Here is a 22,164-nt window from a genome sequence, read left to right as displayed (position 1 = left end):
CCGCATTGGTACGACTATCAGTGCGTGCCTGTGGACAACCGTCGCAGCCGTCTCGCGCGACCTGGCAGCATGGCTGTGTGACAGCAGCAACGCACTCCACCCTGTTCCCGCAGGTACCGGACTCGCCCGACGCGGTGCTCGACGGGCTCGACCCCGAGCAGCGCGAGGTCGCCACCGCCCTGCACGGGCCGGTGTGCGTCCTGGCCGGCGCCGGCACGGGCAAGACCCGGGCGATCACCCACCGCATCGCCTACGGAGTGCGCGCCGGCATCCTCCAGCCGTCCAGCGTGCTCGCCGTCACCTTCACCAACCGCGCCGCCGGGGAGATGCGCGGCCGGCTCCGCCAGCTCGGCGCCGCAGGCGTCCAGGCGCGCACGTTCCACTCGGCCGCCCTGCGCCAGCTCCAGTACTTCTGGCCCAAGGCCATCGGCGGTTCCATGCCCCGGCTCGTCGACCGCAAGATCCAGCTCGTCGCCGACGCGGCCGCCGCCTGCCGCGTCCGGCTCGACCGCGGTGAACTGCGGGACGTCACCGCCGAGATCGAATGGTCCAAGGTCACCCAGACCGTCCCGGCCGACTACGCGCCCGCCGCGGCCAAGGCAGGCCGCGAGGCCCCCCGCGACCCCGCCGAGATCGCCCAGCTCTACGCCGCCTACGAGGACATCAAGCGCGAGCGGTCCGTCATCGACTTCGAGGACGTGCTGCTGCTGACCGTGGCCGTCCTGCAGGACCGGCACGACATCGCCGAACAGGTCCGCGCCCAGTACCAGCACTTCGTGGTCGACGAGTACCAGGACGTCAGCCCCCTCCAGCAACGCCTGCTGGAGCTGTGGCTGGGTGAGCGGGACGACCTGTGCGTGGTCGGCGACGCCAGCCAGACCATCTACTCCTTCACCGGAGCGACCCCCGACCACCTGCTCGACTTCCGCACCCGTCACCCGGGAGCCACCGTCGTGAAGCTGGTGCGCGACTACCGCTCCACCCCCCAGGTGGTCCACCTCGCCAACGGTCTGCTCGCCCAGGCGAAGGGCCGCGCCGCCGACCACCGCCTGGAGCTCGTCTCCCAGCGCCCCGCGGGACCCGAGCCCATCTACACCGAGTACACCGACGAGCCCACCGAGGCGGAGGGCGCGGCCCGCCGCATCCGCGAGCTCATGGACGCGGGCGTCCCGGCCGCCGAGATCGCCGTCCTGTTCCGCACGAACGCGCAGTCCGAGACCTACGAGCAGGCCCTCGCCGACGCCGGAGTGCCCTACCAGCTGCGCGGCGCCGAGCGGTTCTTCGACCGCCCGGAGGTGCGCAAAGCGGGCGTCGCCCTGCGTGGCGCGGCCCGCTTCGGCGGCAACGACTCCCTCCTGGACGACGCCGTCGACCTGCCCTCCCAGGTGCGCGCCGTGCTGTCGGGGGAGGGCTGGACGCCGAAGCCCCCGGCCGGCTCCGGCGCCGTGCGGGAGCGCTGGGAGTCCCTGGCCGCCCTGGTGAACCTCGCCCAGGACTTCGCCGCCGCCAAGCCGGGCGCCACCCTGGCCGACCTCGTCGCCGAGCTGGACGAGCGGGCGAACGCCCAGCACGCCCCCACCGTGCAGGGCGTCACCCTCGCCTCCCTGCACTCGGCCAAGGGCCTGGAATGGGACGTCGTGTTCCTCGTCGGTGTCGCCGAGGGGATGATGCCGATCACCTACGCCAAGACGGACGAACAGATCGAGGAGGAACGCCGTCTGCTGTACGTCGGCGTCACCCGCGCGCGGGAACGCCTCCATCTCTCCTGGTCCCTCTCCCGCTCACCGGGCGGCCGCCCCAGCCGCCGCCCCAGCCGGTTCCTGGACGGGCTGCGCCCCGGCTCGACCGCCACCACCGGCCGCGCCTCCGCGGGAGGAGCGGGCGGGATCGAGCGCGGCATTCCCGGAACCAGGGGCTCCGCCCCGAGACGGGTGCAGCGCACCCCCGCCCGCTGCCGCGTCTGCGGCCGCACGCTGACCGACGCGGGCGAGATGAAGCTGATGCGCTGTGACGACTGCCCCTCCGACATGAACGAGGGCCTGTACGAACGGCTCCGCGAGTGGCGCGCCGAGCAGGCCCGCACCAGCGGTCAGCCCGCCTTTTGCGTGTTCACCGACAGGACGCTGATGGCGATCGCCGAGACCGCCCCCGGCGACGAACACGAGCTGGCGCGCATCCCCGGCGTCGGCATGCGCAAGCTCACCCGCTACGGGACCGAGGTTCTGGCCATCTGCGCAGGCCAGTACCCCGCGGCGGACCAGGACGAGGACTGACACGAACTCGTCGAAAAAATAGTTTGCGCATGCCCCAGCAATCCCCATAGGTTCTTAGGCACGAGAGCAGCGGCCTTCTCGGAGGCCCTGATTCCGTGTTGTACTTGCATATCCGTCGGACTGGTTCATCCAGTCCCCCGAGACGCCGAGAGGAGGCGAGTCCAGTGATCAGCATCAACACCAGCTCCTTCAACACCGTGAAAATGACCGATCGCTCGGCCGTCTCCACGTGCATGCTCGGCGTTTCGAACCTGGGCACCGGTCTGTCCGGCATTCGTGCCGTCCGTCCGGCGTCCTCCTCCGTTGCCCCCGTGGGCCTTCCCGTCCGCGAGCGCAATGAGCGACCGACCAAGGCACTGGAAGCGGCAGTAGCGGCACAGGCGCAGGCCTATGCCTTTACGGCGACCGGTGCCGGATTCCGGAAGCAGACGACGCAGCACCACCAGATGTGGGCCTTCCGTGGGCCAGAACCCTGGAGTGATCCAGCCTGATTCGATCAGGCCGGCGCCTTCAGGGCCGCGGAACCCCATCCGGGATCCGCGGCCCTTCTGTTTGTCCCTGAACAGGGACGACGGACCGAAGGACCTCGGGACAGGAAAAGAACCCGGTACCAGCCGCCCCCGGCCCACAGGCCGGAACGACCAGACGAGGAAGACGACCGTGCAACTCGAAGCGCACGCACCGTCCGTACCGCCTTCGGAAACGATCCCCAAGCCCGGCTCCACGGAGGACTCCACCTTGACCCCGCTCACCGCGCTCACCGCGCTCGACGACGCCATCGAGAACCTCGGCGTACCCGTCCCATGCCGCTCCTACGACCCGGAGGTCTTCTTCGCCGAGTCGCCCGCGGACGTCGAGTACGCCAAGTCCCTCTGCCGGACCTGCCCGCTGGTCGAGGCCTGCCTCGCCGGCGCCAAGGAGCGGCGTGAGCCCTGGGGCGTCTGGGGTGGCGAGCTGTTCGTCCAGGGTGTCGTCGTCGCCCGGAAGCGGCCGCGTGGCCGCCCGCGCAAGAACCCGGTCACAGCATGAACATCACAGGAACAATCGACCGTCCCCTCACGCACGACCCCCAGAAGCAGGCCCCGATGAAGCCGTCCACCGACGAGCCCGCAGGCTCCGCGACTCAAGACTTCCCCACCAATGGCGCGATGGACTCGCGTCAGAACAGGACCCGAGAGATGCAACTCATCCCAGAAGCCATGGCTCGTGCGCATATGCGCGAGCGACTGGACGAGGCGGAGCGGGACCGCCAGGCCGTGCGCCTGGTGGCCGCCCGCCGGATGCAGCGCAGGGCGGAGCGCGCCTCACGGCGCGCCCGCCGGGCGCTGGCCATGGCGGTCATGCAGTGACCGACCGCTTCTGAAGCGGTGGCCTCCCGCACCGGAGGCAGTGGTTTCCCCGCGGGGGCCGGTCCGTGCCAACGGACCGGCCCCCGCGCCGTGTTGGGGCCCGGACGTACGGCAGTGCCGCCTCCGGGTGGCGGCACCCCGACCTCAGGCAGACGGAGAGGCGCCCGGAGTCCGACCGGTGGTGAGACGTGGAGCCCGGCTCACGCCTGCGCGACCGACTCCTCGCCGTCCGCCGGGTCCTCCGGGACGAACCCCGGCAGCCACTCCTCCAGCTCCTCACGCAGCCGCACCGTCGCTCCCAGCTGGCACAGCACACCGATCGTGCTCAGCGTCACCCGGTGGATGAGCAGATACGACGGCGGCAGGTTGAGCCGCTTGCCCAGCTGGTAGGCCGGGGAGCGGGGGTCGGCGACGCGGGCGGCCTGGCTGCGCATCCAGCCGCGCGTGAACGTGAACTCCTCGACCTGGGCCGGTTCGATGATCGGCAGGAGGTAGTCCATGACGGCCTCGGGGTCCAGCTCCATCGTCTCCTTGACGAAGCCCTCCGTGCACAGGAGCTCGTAGACGGCCTCGGCCTCGCCGTCGAGGGTCATGCGCAGGGACTCGCCGATGGTGGCCGGCAGGCCGCCCGGAAGACGGTCGACCGTGCCGAAGTCCAGCACGCCGAGGCGCCAGTCGTCCTCCCCGTCCGGACCGCCGGGCAGCAGACGGAAGTTGCCCGGGTGCGGATCGGCGTGCAGCAGGCCGGTGCGGGCCGGACCGGAGAACAGGAAGCGGGCCAGGAGCTGGCCGGCGCGGTCGCGCTGCTCCTCGGTGCCGTCCGAGATGATCTCCGACAGCGGGATGCCGTCGATCCACTCCGTGATCAGGACCTGCTCGCTCTGGTGGACCACGTGCGGCACGAGGACGTCCGGGTCGTCCGCGAACTCCTCCGCGTGCGCCTGCTGGGCCTGGGCCTCCAGGCCGTAGTCGAGCTCCTCGGAGACGCGGTCCTTCAACTCCGCGATCAGCGGCTTGATGTCCATGCCGGGGATCAGCGGGCCGAGCAGCCGGGAGAAGCGGCTCAGCTGGTTCAGGTCGGACAGCAGGGCCTCGCCCGCGCCGGGATACTGCACCTTGACCGCCACCTCGCGGCCGTCGTGCCACACCGCCCGGTGGACCTGGCCGATCGAGGCGGCCGCGGCGGGCTTGTCCTCGAACTCCAGGAACAACTCCTGCCAGCCCTCGCCGAGCCGCTCCTCGAGCACGCCGTGCACCGTGCGCGTGGGCATCGGCGGCGCCGCCTCCTGGAGCTTGGTCAGCGCGGCCCGGTAGGGGCCGGCCACCTCCTCGGGCAGAGCCGATTCGAAGACCGACAGGGCCTGGCCGAACTTCATCGCGCCGCCCTTGAGCTCGCCGAGCACCTTGAACAGCTGCTCGGCCGTGCGCTGCTGGAGCTCGCGGCCGACGAGCTCCGCGGACTCGCCGACGATCCGCTTGCCGAATCCCCAGGTCGCCCGCCCGGCGATGCCGAGCGGGAGCGCGGCGAGCTTGGCGGTCCTGGTGACCGCCTTCCGGGGAAGATCAGACATGCGCCCTCCAAGTCCCAGCCGGCCGCTCCGCCGCTGCCTCAGGGCACTGCGCCGACGGCCGTTGCACCGCCATTGTCTCGTGTGACGCCCCGTCCTCCGAGGGGTGCTCCCCCTTTCCTTTCTCCGCCGCCCCGCACGGGCATGCGGAATGGGCCCATACCGGCCGGGCGTGCCAGTGGAGAGCGGGGAGGGAGACCTCCCAGCGCGCGCCGGTGCTCGACGAAGTCCGGCCGTCCAGGAAGGCGAGCGCGTGCGCGGCGGCCAGCCCGGCCACGGTCGTGGCCAGCGCCAGGTCGCAGGGCCGTACCTGCCGCTGTCCGCCCGAGCGCCACTGGGCGATCAGGCGCGGCCAGGCCGGGTCGCGGTCGGTGCGGTCCTCGTGCAGACAGCCCGCGCAGCCCGTCTCCCCGGGCAGCACCAGAGGGCCGACCACGCCCGTCCCCTCCACGACACCGGCGTACAGATGGGGTGTCCCGGAGGCCATCAGGGGCGCTGCTGCGGACGGGTCGGGCGCGTGCACCGCCACGTCGTCCCGCGGTGCGAGAACCACCAGGCAGAAGCCCGGGTCGCCGGCGTCCGGGGGCGGAGAGACCTCGGCGCGGCGGGGCGGCCGGTCCGGGGCGGCCTGCCGGACGGCGCGGCGGGCCGACTCGTCCCTGCGGTCGCCGACGGACTGTGCCGGATGCCCGCCCGGGGCGACGTCGCACGGCTCCACCCGGCCGCCGTCACGCACCTCCACCTCGCCCACGCCGGCTCCCGCCAGCAACGAGGCCAGGACGGCACCCACCCGGCCCGCGCCCCGGACCTGGACGCGCTGCGAGCGCCGGGCGGCCAGCCGCCGGATCGCCTCCCCGGGCTGCGAGCCGGTCAGGGACAGCGAGGCCAGATCGGGCCGCAGCCGGTCGAGGACCTGTTTCTTCTTCCGCAGCGCGTCGGCGGCCGGTCCGCCGCCCCGGGCGTCGTCGAGGAGCCCGGCCCGCGACAGCCGCCGCACCAGAGCGTCGACATGGCCGTCGGGCAGGGCCAAGCGCCGCCCTTCCGCGCGCAGCAGCTCCATGCCCCGCGTGCCGTTCAGCAGGTCGAGGAAGCCGCCGGTCGCCGTGTCCATCGGGCCGAGCGTCAGGGCGTGCGCCGGGGTCATCCCGAACTGCACGGTGTCGAGGTCGCGCCAGCCGCGCCGGAGCGCGGGTTTCACCATCGGATGCATGACAGAGCCCCCGTTTGTCTCAGAACGTCCCCGTGTGTCGGGCGGCGGCGGGTGAGCGCGGCTGCGAACCGGGGCGGCCGGTCACGGCACGCCCCGGTCGCCGGCCGGACTCCGGTGCGGGCCGCGGTCCTGGTCCCGGACCGGGTCCGCCCGCCGCTGCGCCGACGGGATCCAGCATGCCCAATCCCGCCGCTCGCTGCGGAAAGTTGTCCACAGGTGCGAGGATTCGTCGTACAAATCCGGCGGCCGCTGGGAGCACCGGCGGCCGAACCGTCCCGGAGCCGGGACTTCCCCGTGTGCAGCGGGTAACGTCGGGGCGTGCCCGCCGACCCACTGCACCGCGCCGGACATCCACAGCGCAGCACGACGAGCCAGCCGCCGAGCGGCTCGGGGGCGAGCGCGATCGAGGTCCGCAGGAGCTCCCGCCGTCGCAGGACGGTCTCCGCGTACCGCGAGGGCGATCGCACCGTGGTGCTCATCCCCGCCCGCATGTCCGCGGCGGAGGAACAGCGCTGGGTCAACGTCATGCTCGCCAAGCTGGCCGCCCAGGAGAGCAAGCGGACCCTCGGCGACACCGAGCTGGCCGAGCGGGCCCGGCGGCTCTCGGAGCAGTACTTCGGCGGCCGGGCCCGGCCCGCGTCGGTGCGCTGGGTGACCAACCAGAACACCCGCTGGGGGTCCTGCACCCCGTCCGACGGCAGCATCCGCCTGTCGCACCGCCTGCAGGGCATGCCGGAGTACGTCGTCGACTACGTCCTCCTCCACGAACTCGCGCATCTGCTCGTCCCCGGGCACGGGCCGCGCTTCTGGCAGCTGCTGGAGGCCTACCCGAGGACGGAGCGGGCCCGGGGCTACCTGGAAGGCGTGGTCGCCGCCGAGCGGCTGCCCCATGTGCCCGGGGCGCGCGGGGAGAGCTCCGCGGGGTGAGTGACCGCTTTGCGTGAGCGAGCAGCCGATACGGCTGGGCGCGGGTTCTGTACCGGCTCTGTACCGACGTCTTCCGATGTCCGGATTTGCCGTTAGCCTGACGCGACGCACTCACGTTCTGGATGGGGGACGGTCGTTACGCATGGCCAGGGAATTCCAACGCGGCCACAAGGCCAGGATCAGTGACCTCACCGCGGGCACGGATCTGTACGTAGGCGTGCAGATCTCCGGCCCCGGCCTGAGCTTCGACATCAGCTGCTTCGGCCTCGACGCCGACGAGCGGCTTTCGGACGACCGGTACTTCGTCTTCTTCAACCAGCCGAAGTCCCCCGAGGAGGCCATCCAGCTCCTGGGCGCCCAGGCGGGCGACACGGAGTCCTTCCGGGTCACCCTCGACCGGATCCCGCCGCAGATCCAGAAGCTGTCCTTCACGGCGACGATCGACGGCGCCGGGCAGATGTCGCAGATCGCCGCCGGGTACATCCGGATCGTCGCGGGCGGCGAGGAGGTGGCCCGCTACGCCTTCAACGGCTCGGAGTTCTCCACCGAGCGGGCCGTGATGCTGGGTGACTTCTACCTGAAGGACGTGTGGAGGTTCGCCGCCGTCGGGCAGGGCTTCGACGGCGGTCTCGACGCGCTGCTGAAGAACTTCGGCGGTGAGGTGGCCGAGGAGGAGGCGCCCGCGCCCGCTCCGCAGCAGCCGCAGGGCGGTGCCGCCCCGGGCTTCGCGCCGCCCGCCTTCGGCGTCCCCGCCGCCCCGGCCCCCGCGCCCGCCCCGCCGGCTCCTCCCGCCCCGGCACCCGCTCCCCAGCCCGCCGCGCAGGGCTTCGCACCCCCGCCCGGAGCCACCCCGCCCGGAGCCACCCCGCCGCCGGCCCCGGCGCCCGCACCCCAGGTGCACGCCGCCCCGACCATCGTCGCGCCCCTGCACACGCCGCCCGCCGGCTCCCCGGTACCGCCCCCGGCCCCCGCGCCGTACGGCCAGCCGGGCCAGCAGCAGCCGCCGCAGCCGCCGCAGTACGGCCAGGCCCCCGGTCAGACGGCCCCGCCGCCGCCCGGATACGGCCAGCCCCAGGCGCCCCAGGCCCCCGCCCCGCCGCCCGGTTACGGCCAGCCCACCCCGCCCCCGGGCTACGGCCAGCAGCCGCCGTTCGGCCAGGCCCCCTACGGTGCCCCGCAGCACGGCGCTCCCCAGCACGGGGTCCCGCCGCAGGGCGTGCCGCCGCAGGGCGTGCCGCCGCAGGGCGTGCCGCAGGCCGGCGCCGTCCAGGGCCCGGGCGTGGCCGCCGCGCTCCAGCAGTTCAAGGAGACCCCCACCGGGCAGCGCTGGACGCAGCAGAACAAGAAGCTCGTCCGCGTCGACCTGGGCATCGGCGGGCAGCCCGTGCTGGCACGGCAGGGCAGCATGGTGCTCTACCAGGGCAAGGTCGACTTCAGCTACAAGGGCGCGGGCTTCGCCGGCCGGATCGTGGGCAACGCCACCGGCCAGGAGATGCAGCTGATGCGCTGCACGGGCCAGGGGCAGGTGTTCCTCGCCGAGAACTCGACCATGCTGCACCCCATCGAGCTCCAGGGCGACGCCGTCTGCGTCTCCGCCGAGAACGTGCTCGCCTTCGACGAGAGCCTCCAGTACGAGGTCCGCCGCATCGAGGGGCACGGCATCCCCGGGGGCGCCCTGTTCACGATGCAGTTCCAGGGCACCGGCACCATCGTCGTCAAGACGCACGGCACGCCCGTGGTGCTGCCCGTCACGCCCACCACGTTCGCCGACTGCAACGCCGTGGTCGCCTGGTCGGCCGCCGCCCAGGTCGTCGTCTCCAGCCAGGTGAGGATGCGCCGCAACTCCTACCCGGGCGACACCGGGGAGAGCGTCAACCTCCAGTTCCGGGGTGCTCCCGGCAACTTCATCGTCGTCCAGCCGTACGAGGTCTGAGGGAGCCCGTCATGACACAGCAGCTCGCGGGCCACGCCCCCGCACCCGTCACCGCCCGCATGGAGAACCACGGCAACCACATGCTGAAGGTCGCCATGCAGACCGGCAACGACCTCCTCGCGCGCGTGGGGTCGATGGTCGCCTACGAAGGGTTCGTCCAGTACGAGCCCAACCCGCCGGCCGTGCGCCAGATCGCCAAGGACTGGCTGACCGGCGAGGGCGCGCCCCTGATGAAGTGCTCCGGCGACGGTCTGCTCTACCTCGCCGACTACGGGGCGAACGTCGTCGTGATCAACCTCGACGGCGACGGCATCTCGGTCAACGCCACCAACCTGCTCGCCTTCGACGCCCACCTCACCTGGGGCGTGGAGCGGGTCAAGGGCCTGGCCAAGTTCGCCGGGCAGGGCCTGTGGAACACCAGGATCTCCGGCCAGGGCTGGGTCGCGCTGACCTCCCGGGGCAAGCCGATCGTGGTCGACTGCGGAGGTGGCGAGGACGAGACGTACGTCGACCCCGACGCGCTCGTCGCCTGGTCCCCGAACCTCAAGGTGAAGGGCAAGCGCAGCTTCCGGGCGCAGTCGCTGATCGGCCGCGGCAGCGGCGAGGCCTACCAGATGGCCTTCTCCGGTCAGGGCATCGTCGTCGTCCAGCCCAGCGAGGACAGCACCGACCGTCTCCGGTTCCGGGGCTGAGGGGGAGCCAGAAAGCCATGCAGAGCCCGATTTTCGCCTACAACGAGCAGCAGACCCAGGAACGCTGGAGCCTGCAGAACAAGCAGATGCTGCGCGTCGCCCTGGAGGGCCACGACGACATCCTGGCCCGCAAGGGCACCATGGTCGCCTACCAGGGCCTCGTCGAGTTCGACGCCGAGTACCAGAGCAACGACCAGGCACGCGCGCGTGCGCACACGGGTGAGGGACTCGACCTGATGCGCTGCCACGGGCAGGGCACGGTCTACCTCGCCAACCTCAAGCAGCACGTCCACGTCATGGACGTGGACCAGGACGGCCTGACCGTCGACAGCAGCTACGTGCTGGCGATGGACTCCTCCCTGCACCACGAGGTCATCGCCGTGGACAGCCTCTACGGCATCTCCGGCTCCGGGAAGTACCAGCTCAACATCAGCGGCCGGGGCAAGATCGCGCTGATGACCTCGGGCATGCCGCTGCTGCTGCAGGTGACGCCCGACAGGTACGTCAACTGCGACGCCGACGCGATCGTCGCCTGGTCGACCAGCCTGCGTGTGCAGATGCAGGCCCAGACGCACTCCTCCGGGGTGTGGCGCCGCCGCGGCAACACCGGCGAGGGCTGGGAGCTGAGCTTCATGGGCACCGGCTTCGCGCTGGTCCAGCCCAGTGAGCTGCTGCCGCCGCAGAACGCGCAGATCGGCTCGGGCCTCTCCGCGCAGTACGGCATGGGCCAGCAGGGGGCGCGGGGGCAGAACCAGGGCAACGCCTGGAGCTGAGTGCCGCGTGCTCCGCGGTTGGGCCGATCGGGTCCGGGGGCTGTGCGGTCGGAGCCGGACCGCGGACCCGTCCGTGGCTGGTCGCGCAGTTCCCCGCGCCCCTGACCGGGGCGCTCACCCGCGGCCAGGGACACGTGCAAGGGGCGGCCACCCTGCTTGCGGCCGCCCCTTGCACACGCTTCAGACCGCGAGCCTCGCCCGCGTCGATTCCAGCAGCCGTACGACCGAGTCGTCGGCCACGTCCGGAACCTCGTCGTAGCCGAACCAGCGCACGTCCAGCGACTCGTCGCTGACCGCGTGCGCGGCGTCCGGGGGCGCCACGACCGCGTACTGCACGTCGAGGTGCCAGTGGCACGGCGCCGGGATCGGGTGCCGGTCCAGACGCACCGGGCCGCCCGGCAGCAGGTCCAGCCCCGAGACGCCGGACTCCTCCGTCGCCTCGCGCAGGGCCGCTGCCTCCAGGGTGGCGTCGCCCGGCTCGCAGTGGCCGCCCATCTGCAGCCACATCTTCAGCTTCCTGTGCAGGGTCAGCAGCACCCGGCCGCCCTCGGGGTCGATCACCAGGGCGCTCGCCGTGATGTGACCCGCGTGGCAGGCCTTCCATAGGCCGTCCGGGTGATCGGCCAGGTGGTCGAGGTAGATCTGCCGCACTTCGGGCTGGTCCTCGTAGCCCTTCAGCACGAGGACCGCGTCGTCGTACAGGCTCACCCGGCGTCGTCGCCCTTGTTCTCGTCCTCGCCCTCGTCCTTCTTGCGCAGGTCGGGCTTGTCCGCCGCCTCGCCGAGCATCTTGTCCAGCTCGGAGAAGTCGATCTGCTCGCGGTGCACGAAGCCGTCCGGGTCGTCCAGGTCGGTCGCCGTCGGCAGCATGTCCGGGTGGTGCCACAGGGCGTCCCGGCCGTCGACCCCGCGCGCGTCCGTGAGGGAGGCCCACAGACGGGAGGCGTCCCGCAGACGGCGCGGGCGCAGCTCCAGACCGATCAGCGTGGCGAACGTCTGCTCGGCGGGACCACCCGAGGCGCGGCGGCGGCGCAGCGTCTCGCGCAGCGCGTCCGCCGATCCCAGGCGGGGCTTGGCGGCCGCGTGGACCACCGCGTCCACCCAGCCCTCGACCAGGGCAAGAGCGGTCTCCAGACGGGCCAGGGCGGCCTTCTGCTCGGGCGTGTCCTCGGGCTGGAACATGCCCTGCTGGAGCGCTTCCTGCAGCTGCTCGGGGTTCTGCGGGTCGAACTGGCCGACCACGTCCTCCAGCTTGGCCGTGTCGACCTTGATACCGCGGGCGTAGCCGTCGACCGCGCCGAACAGGTGCGAGCGCAGCCACGGCACGTGCGCGAAGAGGCGCTGGTGCGCGGCCTCGCGCAGCGCGAGGTACAGCCGTACCTCCTCCTGGGGGACGCTCAGGTCCTTGCCGAACGTCTCGATGTTCACCGGCAGCAGCGCGGCCTTGCCGGCCGGGCCGAGCGGCAGGCCGATGTCGGACGAGCCGACGACCTCGCCCGCGAGCACGCCGACGGCCTGCCCGATCTGCGTGCCGAACATGGCGCCGCCCATCGAGCGCATCATGCCGATCAGCGGGCCGGCCATGGCCTGCATCTCCTCCGGCAGGACGTCGCCCATGGCGGTGCCGACGCGCTCGGCGACCGGGTCGACGAGCTCCTTCCAGGCGGGCAGGGTGGCCTCGACCCACTCCGCGCGGCTCCAGGCCACGGCGGAGCCGGCGCCCGACGGCAGGGACGTGGCGTCGTCGAGCCACAGGTCCGCCAGGCGGACCGCCTCCTCGACGGCCCGGCGCTCGGCGGGGCCGACGCTCGTGTCCTTGGTGCCGTCGGGGGAGCCCTGGGAGACCGTCTGGCGGGCGATCTGCTTGGCCATGTCCCAGTTCACCGGGCCGCCCTCGTAGGAGAGCATCTGGCCCAGCTGCTGGAAGGCGGCGCCCAGGTCGTTGGGGTTCAGAGAGCCGAACATGGCTGCGAACGGGTTGTCCGCACCGGGGCCACCGGGGCCGCCGCCAAAGCCTCCGGCTCCGGGCAGGCCGCCGAAGCCGAACGGGTTGGCCGGTCCCTGACCACCACCGCTCTGCTGGTCCTTCTTCTTGCCCTCGTCGCCGTCGTCCGGCTCCTCCGGCGGAAGGCCGAATCCGAATGGGGTGTCACTCACGGGATTCCTCGGCTGGTAAGGCCGCCGGTTCTTTCCGGCGGCACGGCTGCCCGACAACACCACCCAGCGTAGACACCTGGGGCGGATCGGGCCTCGGTGCTTCGCCGACTGACGGCCTGCGGCAGGATGGATGCCACCTGGTACGCACGCGTCGCTCGCGCTCGTACTGAAGACAACCGCTGGAGACGCCCGGTGAGTTCCCCAGATCCGCAGGTTCGCGCAGCGCGAAACCAGTCAACCAGTTCCGCGAGTCCCGCGGGGCGTGGCCCCGTCGTCGCGGTCACCGGCGCCGCATACGGCGTCGGCGCCCTGCTGACCGAACGGCTCGCGGCGTCCGACGAGGTCAGACAGGTCCTGGCCATCGACGAGCGGCGCGGCGAGTGCGCCGCCGCGCAGTGGCACATCCTCGACGTACGGGATCCGGCCATCGCCGACAAGCTGCGCGGCGCCGACGTGGTGGTGCACCTGGCGCTGGATCTCGACCTGGAGACCGACGCGGCCGCCCGAACGGCCTACAACGTACGGGGGACGCAGACGGTCCTGACGGCGGCCGCGGCGGCCGGAGTGCACCGCGTGGTGCTGTGCACCTCGTCGATGGTCTACGGCGCGCTGCCGGACAACGAGCTGCCGCTGTCCGAGGACGCGGAGCTGCGCGCCACGGCGGAGGCCACGGGCGTCGGCGACCTGCTGGAGGTCGAGCGGCTGGCCCGCCGGGCACCGCGGGCCCACCCGGGTCTGAACGTCACCGTGGTGCGGCCGGCCGTGCTCGTCGGCGGCACCGACACGGCGCTGACCAGGTACTTCGAGTCTCCTCGGCTGCTGGTCGTCGCCGGCTCGCGGCCCGCGTGGCAGTTCTGCCACGTCGAGGACCTGTGCAGCGCGCTGGAGTACGCCGTCCTGGAGAAGGTCGACGGGGAACTCGCCGTCGGGTGCGACGGATGGCTGGAGCAGGAGGAGGTCGAGGAGCTCAGCGGAATCCGCCGGATGGAGCTGCCGTCGGCGGTCGCGCTGGGGGCGGCGGCACGGCTGCACCGGATCGGCCTGACCCCGTCCCCGGCGGGGGACCTGGCCTACACGATGTACCCCTGGGTGGTGAGCGGCAGCCGGCTGCACGACGCCGGATGGCGGCCGCGGTACACCAACGAGGAGGTGCTCGCCCAGCTCCTGGAGGAGGTCTCCGGGCGGCACACGGTCGCCGGGCGGCGCCTGGGCCGCAAGGACGCGACGGCCGCGGGTGCGGCGGGCGCGACGGTGGCGCTGCTGGGCGCGGCGGCGGTGGTGCGGCGGGCCAGGAAGGCGCGGCGGCGGATCTGAGGCCGCGGCGGCACCCCTGTAGGAGACTCCAACCACCACGCGCGCGCGGTGGTCGATAGCTCTATTTCGTGCTGTCGGCCCCGTGCGGCACGATGGGGCCATGGCATCCACGAGCGATCACCCCGGTGAGCGGGCCGCGCAGGACCCCGTCAAGCTGATCGGGATCCGGGACACCCCCCTGTCCGTGGACGAGGTGTTCCGCGCCGTCGGGGACGACGCGGCCGGCGGCACCGCCCTCTTCGTGGGCACCGTGCGCGACCACGACGGTGGCGCCGACGTGGCGGAGCTGGGCTATTCGTGCCACCCCAGTGCGGAGGCCGAGATGCGGCGGATCGCCGAGAAGGTGGTCGCCGAGTACCCGGTGCGGGCCCTGGCGGCCGTGCACCGCGTGGGCGACCTGCGGATCGGGGACCTCGCCGTGGTCGTCGCCGTCTCCTGTCCGCATCGCGGGGAGGCCTTCGAGGCCTGTCGCAAGCTCATCGACGACCTCAAGCACGAGGTGCCCATCTGGAAGCACCAGAGGTTCTCCGACGGCACCGAGGAGTGGGTCGGCGCCTGCTGATCCGGCGGGTCGTCCTCCGGTTGCGTAACCGCACCCCTGGCGTGAGCGTTGTCACTGCGGATGGTTAATCTGCTGATCAGTCAGTTCGCGGATGCACGATGGGGTTGGAGGTCGGCATGGCGGCGCTCGCCTGGTTGCTGATTCCGCTTGTGGCTGCGATCGGCGCGGGGCTGTGGGGAAGTTGGGCCAACCGGACCCGCAAGGTCCGCAGCGACGGCCCGGAGCTCATCGGATACGCCCGCTTCCGCGAGGCCATGGAGAAGCCCCGGCCGGGTAGCTGACGGCCGCCGAAACAGCAGGTCACAAGCGTGTGAGCGCGCAGGGCCGCCCCGGACGGGCGGCCCTGACGGTGCGCTGACAGGACCGTCCCGTACTGTCGAGTCATGCCACGCCGCACCGCGACGATGCTCGCCTCCACCCTGATGCTGATCGCGCTTCTGTGCGCGGGAGTGTTCATCCCCGTGCCGTACGCGGAGATGTCCCCGGGACCGACGGTGAACACGCTCGGCGACCACGACGGCGAGCCGGTGCTGCAGATCGAGGGACGCAAGACGTACGCCACCAGCGGCAATCTCAACATGACCACGGTCCGCGTCACCAGCGCCGACTACCGGATGAACCTGGTCGAGGCGGTCTACGGCTGGCTCGCGCACGACAACAAGGTCGTGCCCCACGAGACGCTCTACCCGGACGGCAAGACCGAGGAGCAGTCCACCCAGGAGAACGCCGAGGAGTTCAGCCAGTCCCAGGAGAGCGCCAAGGTCGCCGCCCTGAAGGAACTCGACGTCCCGGTGAAGTCATGGGTGATCGTCTCGACGGTCGTCAAGGGATCCCCGGCCGAGGACAAGCTGCACGCCGGAGACGTCATCAAGGCCGTCGACGGCACGGCGGTCAAGCAGCCGGCCGACGTCGCGAAGCTGGTCACCCGGCACAAGCCCGGGCAGGACGTGCGCTTCACGATCGTGCCCGCCAAGGAGCAGGCCGCCGCCGAGAAGGAGAAGCGGACGCCGACGAAGACCGAGGACGTCACCATCACCACCGCGACGTCCGACGACGCGGGCGAGAAGCGAGCCATCGTCGGGATCTCCGCCGGGACCGACCACACCTTCCCCTTCACCATCGACATCAAGCTGGCCGACGTCGGCGGACCGAGCGCCGGTCTGATGTTCGCGCTCGGCATCTACGACAAGCTCACCCCCGGCAGCCTGACCGGAGGCGCGTTCGTGGCCGGCACCGGCACGATCGACGACGCGGGCAAGGTCGGCCCGATCGGCGGCATCGAGATGAAGACCGTCGGCGCGCGGGCGAAGGGCGCCCGGTACTTCCTGACGCCCGCCGACAACTGCGCGGCCGCCGCCAAGGACACCCCCGAGGGCCTCACCCTCGTCAAGGTGGACACCATCGAGGACGCCCTCGGCGCCCTGAAGGACATCCGCGGCGGCGACACCGCGGACCTTCCGCGGTGCGGTAAGTAGACGCGGCGGTCGGGGGCCCGGTGTACGTACCGGGCCCCCGACCCCTTTCCGGCTACTCCTCGAACGTCGCGGACAGCGCTTCGGCCAGGCCCGGGACCAGGTCGGAGCCGGTCAGCACCTCGGTGGGGGAGTCCTTCTCGCGCAGCCGCAGGGCCGAGTCGCGGGTGCCGTCACGCAGGACCGCGACCGTCATCCGGACCTCCTGGCGCTCGGGGTGCTCCGCCACCCACTTCGTCAGCGCCGCCTCGCTCAGGTCCTTCGGGACCTGGGCCTCGGCGGACGGGGGCAGCATCAGGCGCTCCACGGCGAGGGCGCACCCGGCCACCGCGTCGGGCCAGGCGATGGTGGCGAGGAACTCGTCGAGCGGCTTGCCCGTTGGAATCTCGTCCTGCTCGATCGGGGTGAGGCCGGAGTTCTCCGGCTCCTCGCCCAGACCGAGCCGGTCCGCGAGCGAGGGCTGCTCGGCTCGCAGCCGTGCGGTGTCGACGAGGGCGAAGAGGCGGGCCGGCTGGTCCCAGCCGAGGCCGGAGACGTACTCGTCGATCTCGAGCACGGCCCGGGTGAGCGGGTTCGCAGCCATGGGAGTGTTGGACATGGTCACAATCCTCTCTCGTTCCTGGCCGGAATCGGGAACCGAGTAAACGGTGAGTAAGTTGCATAGGTGGGGGCCCACGATCACGGGGGCCGCGGACGGTCCGTGAGACGCGGGCCCGACGAATCAACAGCGAACTTCGAGGTGCGCACCTTGGCTTTCCAGATGCCGGACCGCGGCGGAGGCCCGACAGGGCCGCGGATGAGAGTGGGCCGCCCGTCCCGGCGCGTCCGGACCCTGCTCATGACGCTGGGCGTCCTGGCCGTCCTCGGCATGGCGTTCACCATGTTCGCGGGGTTCTGGACGGACTGGCTCTGGTACCGCTCGGTCAACTACTCCTCGGTCTTCACCACCACCCTGTGGACCAAGATCGGGCTCTTCTTCGTCTTCGGCCTGCTGATGGCCGTCGCGGTGGGCGTCAACATCTGGCTGGCGCACCGGCTGCGGCCGCCGCTGAGCGCCATGTCGATGGAGCAGCAGAACCTCGACCGCTACCGGATGGGCATCGCGCCCTACAAGAAGTGGCTGCTCTTCGGCATCACCGCCCTGGTGGGCCTGATCGCCGGCGCCTCCGCGTCCGGTCAGTGGCGCACCTGGCTGATGTGGGTCAACGGCGTGTCCTTCGGCCAGAAGGACCCCCAGTTCCAGCTGGACGTTTCCTTCTACGCCTTCGACCTGCCCTGGTACCGCTTCCTGCTCGGCTTCGGCTTCGCCGCCGCGATCCTGTCCGTGATCGCCGCCGCGCTGACGCACTACCTCTACGGCGGGCTGCGCGTCACCAGCCCCGGCGCGCGCGCCACGGCCGCGGCCACCGGGCACCTGTCCGTGCTCATCGGGATCTTCGTGGCCCTGAAGGCGGTCGCCTACTGGCTCGACCGGTACGGGCTCGCGGTGAAGTCCAGCGACTTCCGGGCGACCGACAACTGGACCGGTCTGCGGTACGTCGACGCCAACGCCTACCTGCCGGCCAAGACGATCCTGTTCTGCATCGCCGTCATCTGCGCGCTGCTGTTCTTCGCCACCCTGTGGCGGCGCACCTGGCAGCTGCCCGTGATCGGCTTCGGCCTGATGGTGCTCTCCGCGATCCTCATCGGCGGCCTGTACCCGGCGATCGTGCAGAAGTTCCAGGTCCAGCCGAACGAGCAGGCCAAGGAGGCGCCGTACGTCGAGAAGAACCTCGATGCGACGCGCAAGGCCTACGGCATCGACGGCACCAAGGTGACCGACTACACGGGCACGAGCACGACCGAGGACAAGACCAAGCTCCGCGACGACGTCGACGCCACGGCGAGCATCCGGATCATGGACCCGAACATCGTCTCGCCGACGTTCCAGCAGCTCCAGCAGATCAGGAACTACTACGCGTTCCCGAACAACCTGGACGTCGACCGCTACGCCAAGGACGGCAAGGACCAGGACACGGTCATCGGCCTGCGTGAGCTGAACCTCGCGGGCATCCCGAAGAAGAACTGGATCAACAACCACTTCCGTTACACGCACGGATTCGGAGTGGTCGCCGCCGAGGGCACCAGCGCCGACGCCCAGGGCCGTCCGAACTTCACGGAGTCCGACCTGCCCTCCGAGGGCGACCTCGGCACGTACGAGCAGCGGATCTACTACGGCGAGAAGACCGACACGTACTCGATCGTCGGCGGTCCCCAGAAGGAGATCGACTACTCCGACGACAACGGCGAGAAGACCACCAGCTACAAGGGCGACAGCGGGGTCAACCTCTCCAGCCCGGTCAACCGGGCCGCGTACGCGGTGGCGTTCGGCGAGCCGCAGATCCTCTACTCCGGTGCCATCGGCGACGGATCGCGGATCCTGTACAACCGCACGCCCAAGGAGCGCGTCGAGGCGGTCGCCCCCTGGCTGACGATCGACGGCGACGCCTACCCGGCGGTCGTGGACGGCCGCATCCAGTGGATCGTCGACGCGTACACGACGACGAACGGCTACCCGTACTCGTCGCGCACGACCCTCGGTGACACCACGGCCGACTCGCTGACCGCCACCAACGACAACCGCGCGGTGGTGGCCCAGCAGAACCAGGTCAACTACATCCGCAACTCGGTGAAGGCCACCGTCGACGCCTACACGGGCAAGGTCAAACTCTTCCAGTGGGACACCAAGGACCCCGTCCTGAAGACCTGGATGAAGGCCTTCCCGGACACGGTGGAGCCCAAGAGCGACATCTCCAAGTCCCTGATGGACCACCTGCGCTACCCCCAGGACCTGTTCAAGGTCCAGCGCGAGCTGCTCACGCGCTACCACGTGAAGGACGCCACGACGTTCCTCAGCGGCAGCGAGGTGTGGCAGGTGCCGGACGACCCGACGAACCGGTCGGGCAACGCGGTGCCGCCGTACTACCTGAGCATGAAGATGCCCGACCAGCAGGCGCAGGCGTTCTCGCTGACGACGACGTTCACGCCCAACGGCCGGGACAACCTCAGCGCGTTCATGGCGGTCGACGCCGAGGCGGGCACCAGTGACTACGGCAAGATCAGAATCCTGAAACTGCCGACGAACACCACGGTCAACGGACCCAAGCAGGTCCAGAGCCAGTTCAACTCCCAAGAGGACATCGCCGAGTCCATCAGGCTCCTGAGAGGCGGCGACTCCGAAGTCGAGTACGGCAACCTGCTGACGGTGCCGCTCGACGGCGGACTGCTCTACGTGGAGCCGGTCTACGTCCGCGGTGGCGGACTGAAGTACCCGCTGCTGCGCAAGGTGCTGGTCACCTACGGAGGCCAGACCGCCTTCGAGAACACGCTCGACGAGGCCCTCAACAAGGTCTTCGGAGCGGAGGGGCCGGCTCCCGAGCCGCCGGACGAGGGTGGTGACACGCCGCCACCGCCGACGTCCGAGAACCCGACGGTCCAACAGGCCCTGGAGGACGCCCAGAAGGCGTTCGACGCCGGCCAGGAGGCTCTGAAGGAGAACGACTGGGAGGCGTACGGCCGGGCGCAGAAGGACCTGGAGGAGGCCCTGCAGCGGGCCGAGGACGCACAGGCGAGCGGCGCGGGCGCCGGGGGCGGCGAGAGCAAGCCCGGCGGCAGCCCGAGCGGCAGTCCGAGTCCGAAGCCGAGCAGCTAGGCCCTGGCCTGGTGAAATGCCCGTCCCGCGCCGTGATACGGTTGTGAACACAACGGCGCGGGGTGGAGCAGCTCGGTAGCTCGCTGGGCTCATAACCCAGAGGTCGCAGGTTCAAATCCTGTCCCCGCTACTGAAGTCGCGATGTCCGAGTGACGGAGTGGCCACGAAGGCCCGGATTCCACAGAGGAATCCGGGCCTTCGTGATGTGTGAACGCATGTATGGGCGCAGGTTACGGCCGCGCCGCCGTGGGGAGTTGGGCGTTCTGTGTTTGACTTGTCTCTCTGTGGGCATGTCGACAAAACGCTGTAGTGACCTCACTGGCTGCGGTATACCAGGTGTACCCAGGTTGCAGGTGGTGCGACGATGGACGTTATGGGGGACAAGGCAACTCTGTTCGAGACAGGGCGTTTTGTGCAGCCTTCCAGCCGGGAGGACACCGAGACCCCGGACGAGACCGGGGAACTCGCTGATGAGGCGGCCGAGGAGCTGCGTCAGCGGCTCGCCGCGGAGGCCGGCGACGTCGAGGCGATGAGTGTCCTCGGGGCCATGCTGTTGCGCCGCGGTGATCTCGACGGCGCCGAACCCCATCTGCGTGCCGCCACCGCCGCGGGCGACCGGGCCGCCGCCAACAACCTGGGCGTCCTGCTCCACCAGCGCGGCTACGCCGACGAGGCCGCCGGCTGGTGGCGGATCGCGGCCGTCGCCGGGTCGGCCGCCGCGGCGCACGCCCTCGGCCGGCACCACCGTGAGCGCGGTGACGAGCCGGCCGCCGAGTACTGGCTGCGCCAGTCCGCCGAGCAGGGTCACACCCTGGGCGCGTACGCCCTCGCCGACCTGCTGGAGCACCGCGGGGACGCCGCGGCCGAGCAGTGGATGCGCGTGGCGGCCGAGCGCGGGCACCGCGAGGCCGCGTACCGGCTGGCCAGGGCCCTGGACCGGAAGTCGGCGCGGGAGGCCGACGGCGACAACGGTGTCCAGGCGGCCGAGGAAGCCGAGCAGTGGTACCGGCAGGCCGCCGCGCGCGGCCACCGGCGGGCCGCCCTGCACCTCGGGTCGATCCTGGAGAGGCGCGGCGCGCTCAAGGAGGCCGGGCGCTGGTACCTGACGTCCGCCAAGGACGGCGAGGCGCGGGCCGCCTGCGCGCTCGGGTTCCTGCTGCGCGACGCGGGCGACACCGAGAACGCCGCCGTCTGGTGGCTGCGGGCCGCGCAGGACGGCGACGGCAACGCGGCGAACGCGCTGGGCGCGCTGCACGCCGAGCGGGGCGAGACCCAGACCGCCGAGCGGTGGTACCGGGCCGCGATGGACGCGGGTGACGTCAACGGCGCGTACAACCTCGGGCTGCTCTGCGCCGAACAGGGGCGCACCGCGCAGGCCGAGCAGTGGTACCGGCGCGCGGCCTACGCCGGGCACCGGGAGGCCGCCAACGCGCTGGCGATCCTGCTGCTGCAGGGCGGGGACGAGACGGGCGCGGAGCCGTGGTTCTCCAAGGCGGCGGAGGCCGGGAGCGTGGACGCCGCGTTCAACCTGGGCATCCTGCACGCCGGGCGGGGCGAGGAGCAGGCCGCGCTGCGCTGGTACGAGCGGGCCGCGGCCGCCGGGCACACCGAAGCGGCGCTGCAGGTCGGCATCGCGCGGCTGCGGGACGGCGACGAGCAGGAGGCCGAGCGGCACCTGCGGTGTGCGGCCGGGGGCGGCAGCGCCGAGGCCGCGTACCGGCTGGCGACCGTGCTCGACGCGCGGCGGCCGCCGGAGCCGGCGCACGAGCTCGGCGAGCCGGTGCACCGGCGCAGTGAGTGCGAGGAGTGGTACGAGCGGGCGGCCTCCCAGGGTCACCGGCGGGCCCAGGTGCGGGTCGGCATGCTGGCGGCGGCCCGCGGGGACGTCGTCGAGGCGGCCCGTTGGTACCGGGAGGCGGCCGAGGCCGGGTCCCGCAACGGCGCGTTCAATCTGGGGCTGCTGCTGGCCCGGGAGGGGAGTGAGCCGGAGGCAGCGGTCTGGTGGACGCGGGCGGCCGACGCGGGCCACGGACGGGCGGCGTTGCGGCTGGCTCTGGTCTACGCGCGTCGTGGCGAGCTGGCGGAGGGCCAGCGCTGGGCCGACCGGGCCGTGTCCCTCGGACCGGGGTCGGTGGCGGAACGGGCGGAGCGCCTGCGGGACGCACTCCGCCAGGAACTGTCGGCCTGAGGCGGGGTGGCGGCCGGCGGGGCGCCAGGCGTTCGTCCCGGGGGCCCGGGGGCCCG

At 71.7% G+C, this 22,164-nt stretch carries 19 protein-coding genes and 1 tRNA gene; 15 read left to right on the top strand and 5 right to left on the bottom strand.

Features of this window, described 5'->3' with window-relative positions; genetic code table 11:
- Positions 1-20: 20 nt before the first annotated feature.
- The 4 genes from ACPXCS_RS11795 (at position 21) to ACPXCS_RS11780 (ending at position 3,622) form a co-directional block, all read left to right on the top strand.
- Positions 21-2,273, top strand: a complete 2,253-nt coding sequence (locus tag ACPXCS_RS11795; protein WP_425946492.1) for an ATP-dependent DNA helicase UvrD2 — start codon at positions 21-23, stop codon at positions 2,271-2,273.
- Positions 2,274-2,437: 164 nt separating this feature from the next.
- A complete protein-coding gene (locus ACPXCS_RS11790) occupies positions 2,438-2,764 on the top strand; it encodes a hypothetical protein (RefSeq protein WP_425946491.1) in 327 nt (108 codons plus the stop codon).
- 169 nt (positions 2,765-2,933) lie between these two features.
- Positions 2,934-3,302 carry a WhiB family transcriptional regulator gene (locus ACPXCS_RS11785; RefSeq protein ID WP_425946490.1) on the top strand — a complete coding sequence of 123 codons (369 nt, stop codon included), beginning with the start codon at positions 2,934-2,936 and terminating at the stop codon, positions 3,300-3,302.
- Positions 3,299-3,622: a hypothetical protein gene (locus ACPXCS_RS11780; RefSeq protein WP_425946489.1), complete on the top strand. Its 324-nt coding sequence runs from the start codon at positions 3,299-3,301 to the stop codon at positions 3,620-3,622. The genes ACPXCS_RS11785 and ACPXCS_RS11780 overlap by 4 nt, the downstream gene beginning before the upstream one ends.
- Positions 3,623-3,822: 200 nt before the next feature.
- On the opposite strand, the gene ACPXCS_RS11775 is transcribed toward ACPXCS_RS11780, so the two are convergent.
- Both ACPXCS_RS11775 and ACPXCS_RS11770 read right to left on the bottom strand, forming a co-directional pair.
- Positions 3,823-5,193: an ABC1 kinase family protein gene (locus tag ACPXCS_RS11775; RefSeq protein WP_425946488.1), complete on the bottom strand. Its 1,371-nt coding sequence runs from the start codon at positions 5,191-5,193 to the stop codon at positions 3,823-3,825.
- Complete coding sequence (locus ACPXCS_RS11770) at positions 5,186-6,400, bottom strand: TOMM precursor leader peptide-binding protein (RefSeq protein WP_425946487.1); 1,215 nt, start codon at positions 6,398-6,400, stop codon at positions 5,186-5,188. The genes ACPXCS_RS11775 and ACPXCS_RS11770 overlap by 8 nt, the downstream gene beginning before the upstream one ends.
- A gap of 318 nt (positions 6,401-6,718) precedes the next feature.
- Here ACPXCS_RS11770 and ACPXCS_RS11765 point away from each other — a divergent pair, with 318 nt between their 5' ends.
- The 4 genes from ACPXCS_RS11765 to ACPXCS_RS11750 all read left to right on the top strand — a co-directional run bounded on the left by ACPXCS_RS11765 (position 6,719) and on the right by ACPXCS_RS11750 (position 10,725).
- Entirely contained in the window at positions 6,719-7,327 is a 609-nt protein-coding gene (locus ACPXCS_RS11765) for a M48 family metallopeptidase (RefSeq protein WP_425946486.1), read from the top strand.
- Positions 7,328-7,469: 142 nt separating this feature from the next.
- Positions 7,470-9,260, top strand: coding sequence for a TerD family protein (locus ACPXCS_RS11760; RefSeq protein WP_425946485.1), 1,791 nt, complete (start codon positions 7,470-7,472; stop codon positions 9,258-9,260).
- 11 nt (positions 9,261-9,271) lie between these two features.
- Positions 9,272-9,952, top strand: coding sequence for an AIM24 family protein (locus ACPXCS_RS11755; RefSeq protein ID WP_425946484.1), 681 nt, complete (start codon positions 9,272-9,274; stop codon positions 9,950-9,952).
- A 17-nt stretch (positions 9,953-9,969) separates the two neighbouring features.
- On the top strand, positions 9,970-10,725 hold the full coding sequence (locus ACPXCS_RS11750; protein ID WP_425946483.1) for an AIM24 family protein: 756 nt from the start codon (positions 9,970-9,972) through the stop codon (positions 10,723-10,725).
- A 180-nt stretch (positions 10,726-10,905) separates the two neighbouring features.
- On the opposite strand, the gene ACPXCS_RS11745 is transcribed toward ACPXCS_RS11750, so the two are convergent.
- Both ACPXCS_RS11745 and ACPXCS_RS11740 read right to left on the bottom strand, forming a co-directional pair.
- Positions 10,906-11,433 carry an NUDIX hydrolase gene (locus ACPXCS_RS11745; protein WP_425946482.1) on the bottom strand — a complete coding sequence of 176 codons (528 nt, stop codon included), beginning with the start codon at positions 11,431-11,433 and terminating at the stop codon, positions 10,906-10,908.
- Positions 11,430-12,881, bottom strand: a complete 1,452-nt coding sequence (locus tag ACPXCS_RS11740) for a zinc-dependent metalloprotease (protein WP_425946481.1) — start codon at positions 12,879-12,881, stop codon at positions 11,430-11,432. The genes ACPXCS_RS11745 and ACPXCS_RS11740 overlap by 4 nt, the downstream gene beginning before the upstream one ends.
- Positions 12,882-13,073: 192 nt before the next feature.
- Here ACPXCS_RS11740 and ACPXCS_RS11735 point away from each other — a divergent pair, with 192 nt between their 5' ends.
- From ACPXCS_RS11735 to ACPXCS_RS11720, 4 genes are all read left to right on the top strand, one after another.
- Positions 13,074-14,195, top strand: a complete 1,122-nt coding sequence (locus tag ACPXCS_RS11735; RefSeq protein WP_425946480.1) for an SDR family oxidoreductase — start codon at positions 13,074-13,076, stop codon at positions 14,193-14,195.
- Positions 14,196-14,295: 100 nt separating this feature from the next.
- Positions 14,296-14,757, top strand: coding sequence for a molybdenum cofactor biosynthesis protein MoaE (locus tag ACPXCS_RS11730; RefSeq protein ID WP_425946479.1), 462 nt, complete (start codon positions 14,296-14,298; stop codon positions 14,755-14,757).
- A 116-nt stretch (positions 14,758-14,873) separates the two neighbouring features.
- Positions 14,874-15,038, top strand: a complete 165-nt coding sequence (locus ACPXCS_RS11725) for a hypothetical protein (protein WP_383324000.1) — start codon at positions 14,874-14,876, stop codon at positions 15,036-15,038.
- A 102-nt stretch (positions 15,039-15,140) separates the two neighbouring features.
- Positions 15,141-16,232, top strand: a complete 1,092-nt coding sequence (locus ACPXCS_RS11720; protein ID WP_425946478.1) for a YlbL family protein — start codon at positions 15,141-15,143, stop codon at positions 16,230-16,232.
- 52 nt (positions 16,233-16,284) lie between these two features.
- Here the strand turns inward: ACPXCS_RS11720 and ACPXCS_RS11715 are convergent, their stop codons facing one another.
- Complete coding sequence (locus ACPXCS_RS11715; protein ID WP_425946477.1) at positions 16,285-16,827, bottom strand: PPA1309 family protein; 543 nt, start codon at positions 16,825-16,827, stop codon at positions 16,285-16,287.
- A 162-nt stretch (positions 16,828-16,989) separates the two neighbouring features.
- Between ACPXCS_RS11715 and ACPXCS_RS11710 the strand changes: the two genes are divergently transcribed.
- The 3 genes from ACPXCS_RS11710 (at position 16,990) to ACPXCS_RS11700 (ending at position 22,108) form a co-directional block, all read left to right on the top strand.
- Positions 16,990-19,920 (top strand): UPF0182 family protein, encoded by a 2,931-nt coding sequence (locus tag ACPXCS_RS11710; RefSeq protein WP_425946709.1) that lies wholly within the window; start codon positions 16,990-16,992, stop codon positions 19,918-19,920.
- 56 nt (positions 19,921-19,976) lie between these two features.
- Positions 19,977-20,050 (top strand) — tRNA-Met (locus ACPXCS_RS11705).
- Between the two features lie 234 nt (positions 20,051-20,284).
- A complete protein-coding gene (locus ACPXCS_RS11700; protein WP_425946476.1) occupies positions 20,285-22,108 on the top strand; it encodes a tetratricopeptide repeat protein in 1,824 nt (607 codons plus the stop codon).
- Positions 22,109-22,164: the final 56 nt, after the last annotated feature.

Source organism: Streptomyces sp. DT190 (assembly GCF_049846985.1).
Taxonomy (GTDB): Bacteria; Actinomycetota; Actinomycetes; order Streptomycetales; family Streptomycetaceae; genus Streptomyces.
The sequence above is the reverse complement of the archived record's forward strand: the minus strand, read 5'-3'. Positions and strand labels throughout refer to the sequence as shown.

Coding starts and splice junctions, on each gene's coding strand:
- ACPXCS_RS11780 (WP_425946489.1), top strand. CDS start 3,299: ATGAACATCACAGGAACAATCGACCGTCCCCTCACGCACGACCCCCAG.
- ACPXCS_RS11775 (WP_425946488.1), bottom strand. CDS start 5,193: ATGTCTGATCTTCCCCGGAAGGCGGTCACCAGGACCGCCAAGCTCGCC.
- ACPXCS_RS11770 (WP_425946487.1), bottom strand. CDS start 6,400: ATGCATCCGATGGTGAAACCCGCGCTCCGGCGCGGCTGGCGCGACCTC.
- ACPXCS_RS11760 (WP_425946485.1), top strand. CDS start 7,470: ATGGCCAGGGAATTCCAACGCGGCCACAAGGCCAGGATCAGTGACCTC.
- ACPXCS_RS11755 (WP_425946484.1), top strand. CDS start 9,272: ATGACACAGCAGCTCGCGGGCCACGCCCCCGCACCCGTCACCGCCCGC.
- ACPXCS_RS11750 (WP_425946483.1), top strand. CDS start 9,970: ATGCAGAGCCCGATTTTCGCCTACAACGAGCAGCAGACCCAGGAACGC.
- ACPXCS_RS11730 (WP_425946479.1), top strand. CDS start 14,296: ATGGCATCCACGAGCGATCACCCCGGTGAGCGGGCCGCGCAGGACCCC.
- ACPXCS_RS11725 (WP_383324000.1), top strand. CDS start 14,874: ATGGCGGCGCTCGCCTGGTTGCTGATTCCGCTTGTGGCTGCGATCGGC.
- ACPXCS_RS11720 (WP_425946478.1), top strand. CDS start 15,141: ATGCCACGCCGCACCGCGACGATGCTCGCCTCCACCCTGATGCTGATC.
- ACPXCS_RS11715 (WP_425946477.1), bottom strand. CDS start 16,827: ATGTCCAACACTCCCATGGCTGCGAACCCGCTCACCCGGGCCGTGCTC.
- ACPXCS_RS11710 (WP_425946709.1), top strand. CDS start 16,990: ATGCCGGACCGCGGCGGAGGCCCGACAGGGCCGCGGATGAGAGTGGGC.
- ACPXCS_RS11700 (WP_425946476.1), top strand. CDS start 20,285: ATGGACGTTATGGGGGACAAGGCAACTCTGTTCGAGACAGGGCGTTTT.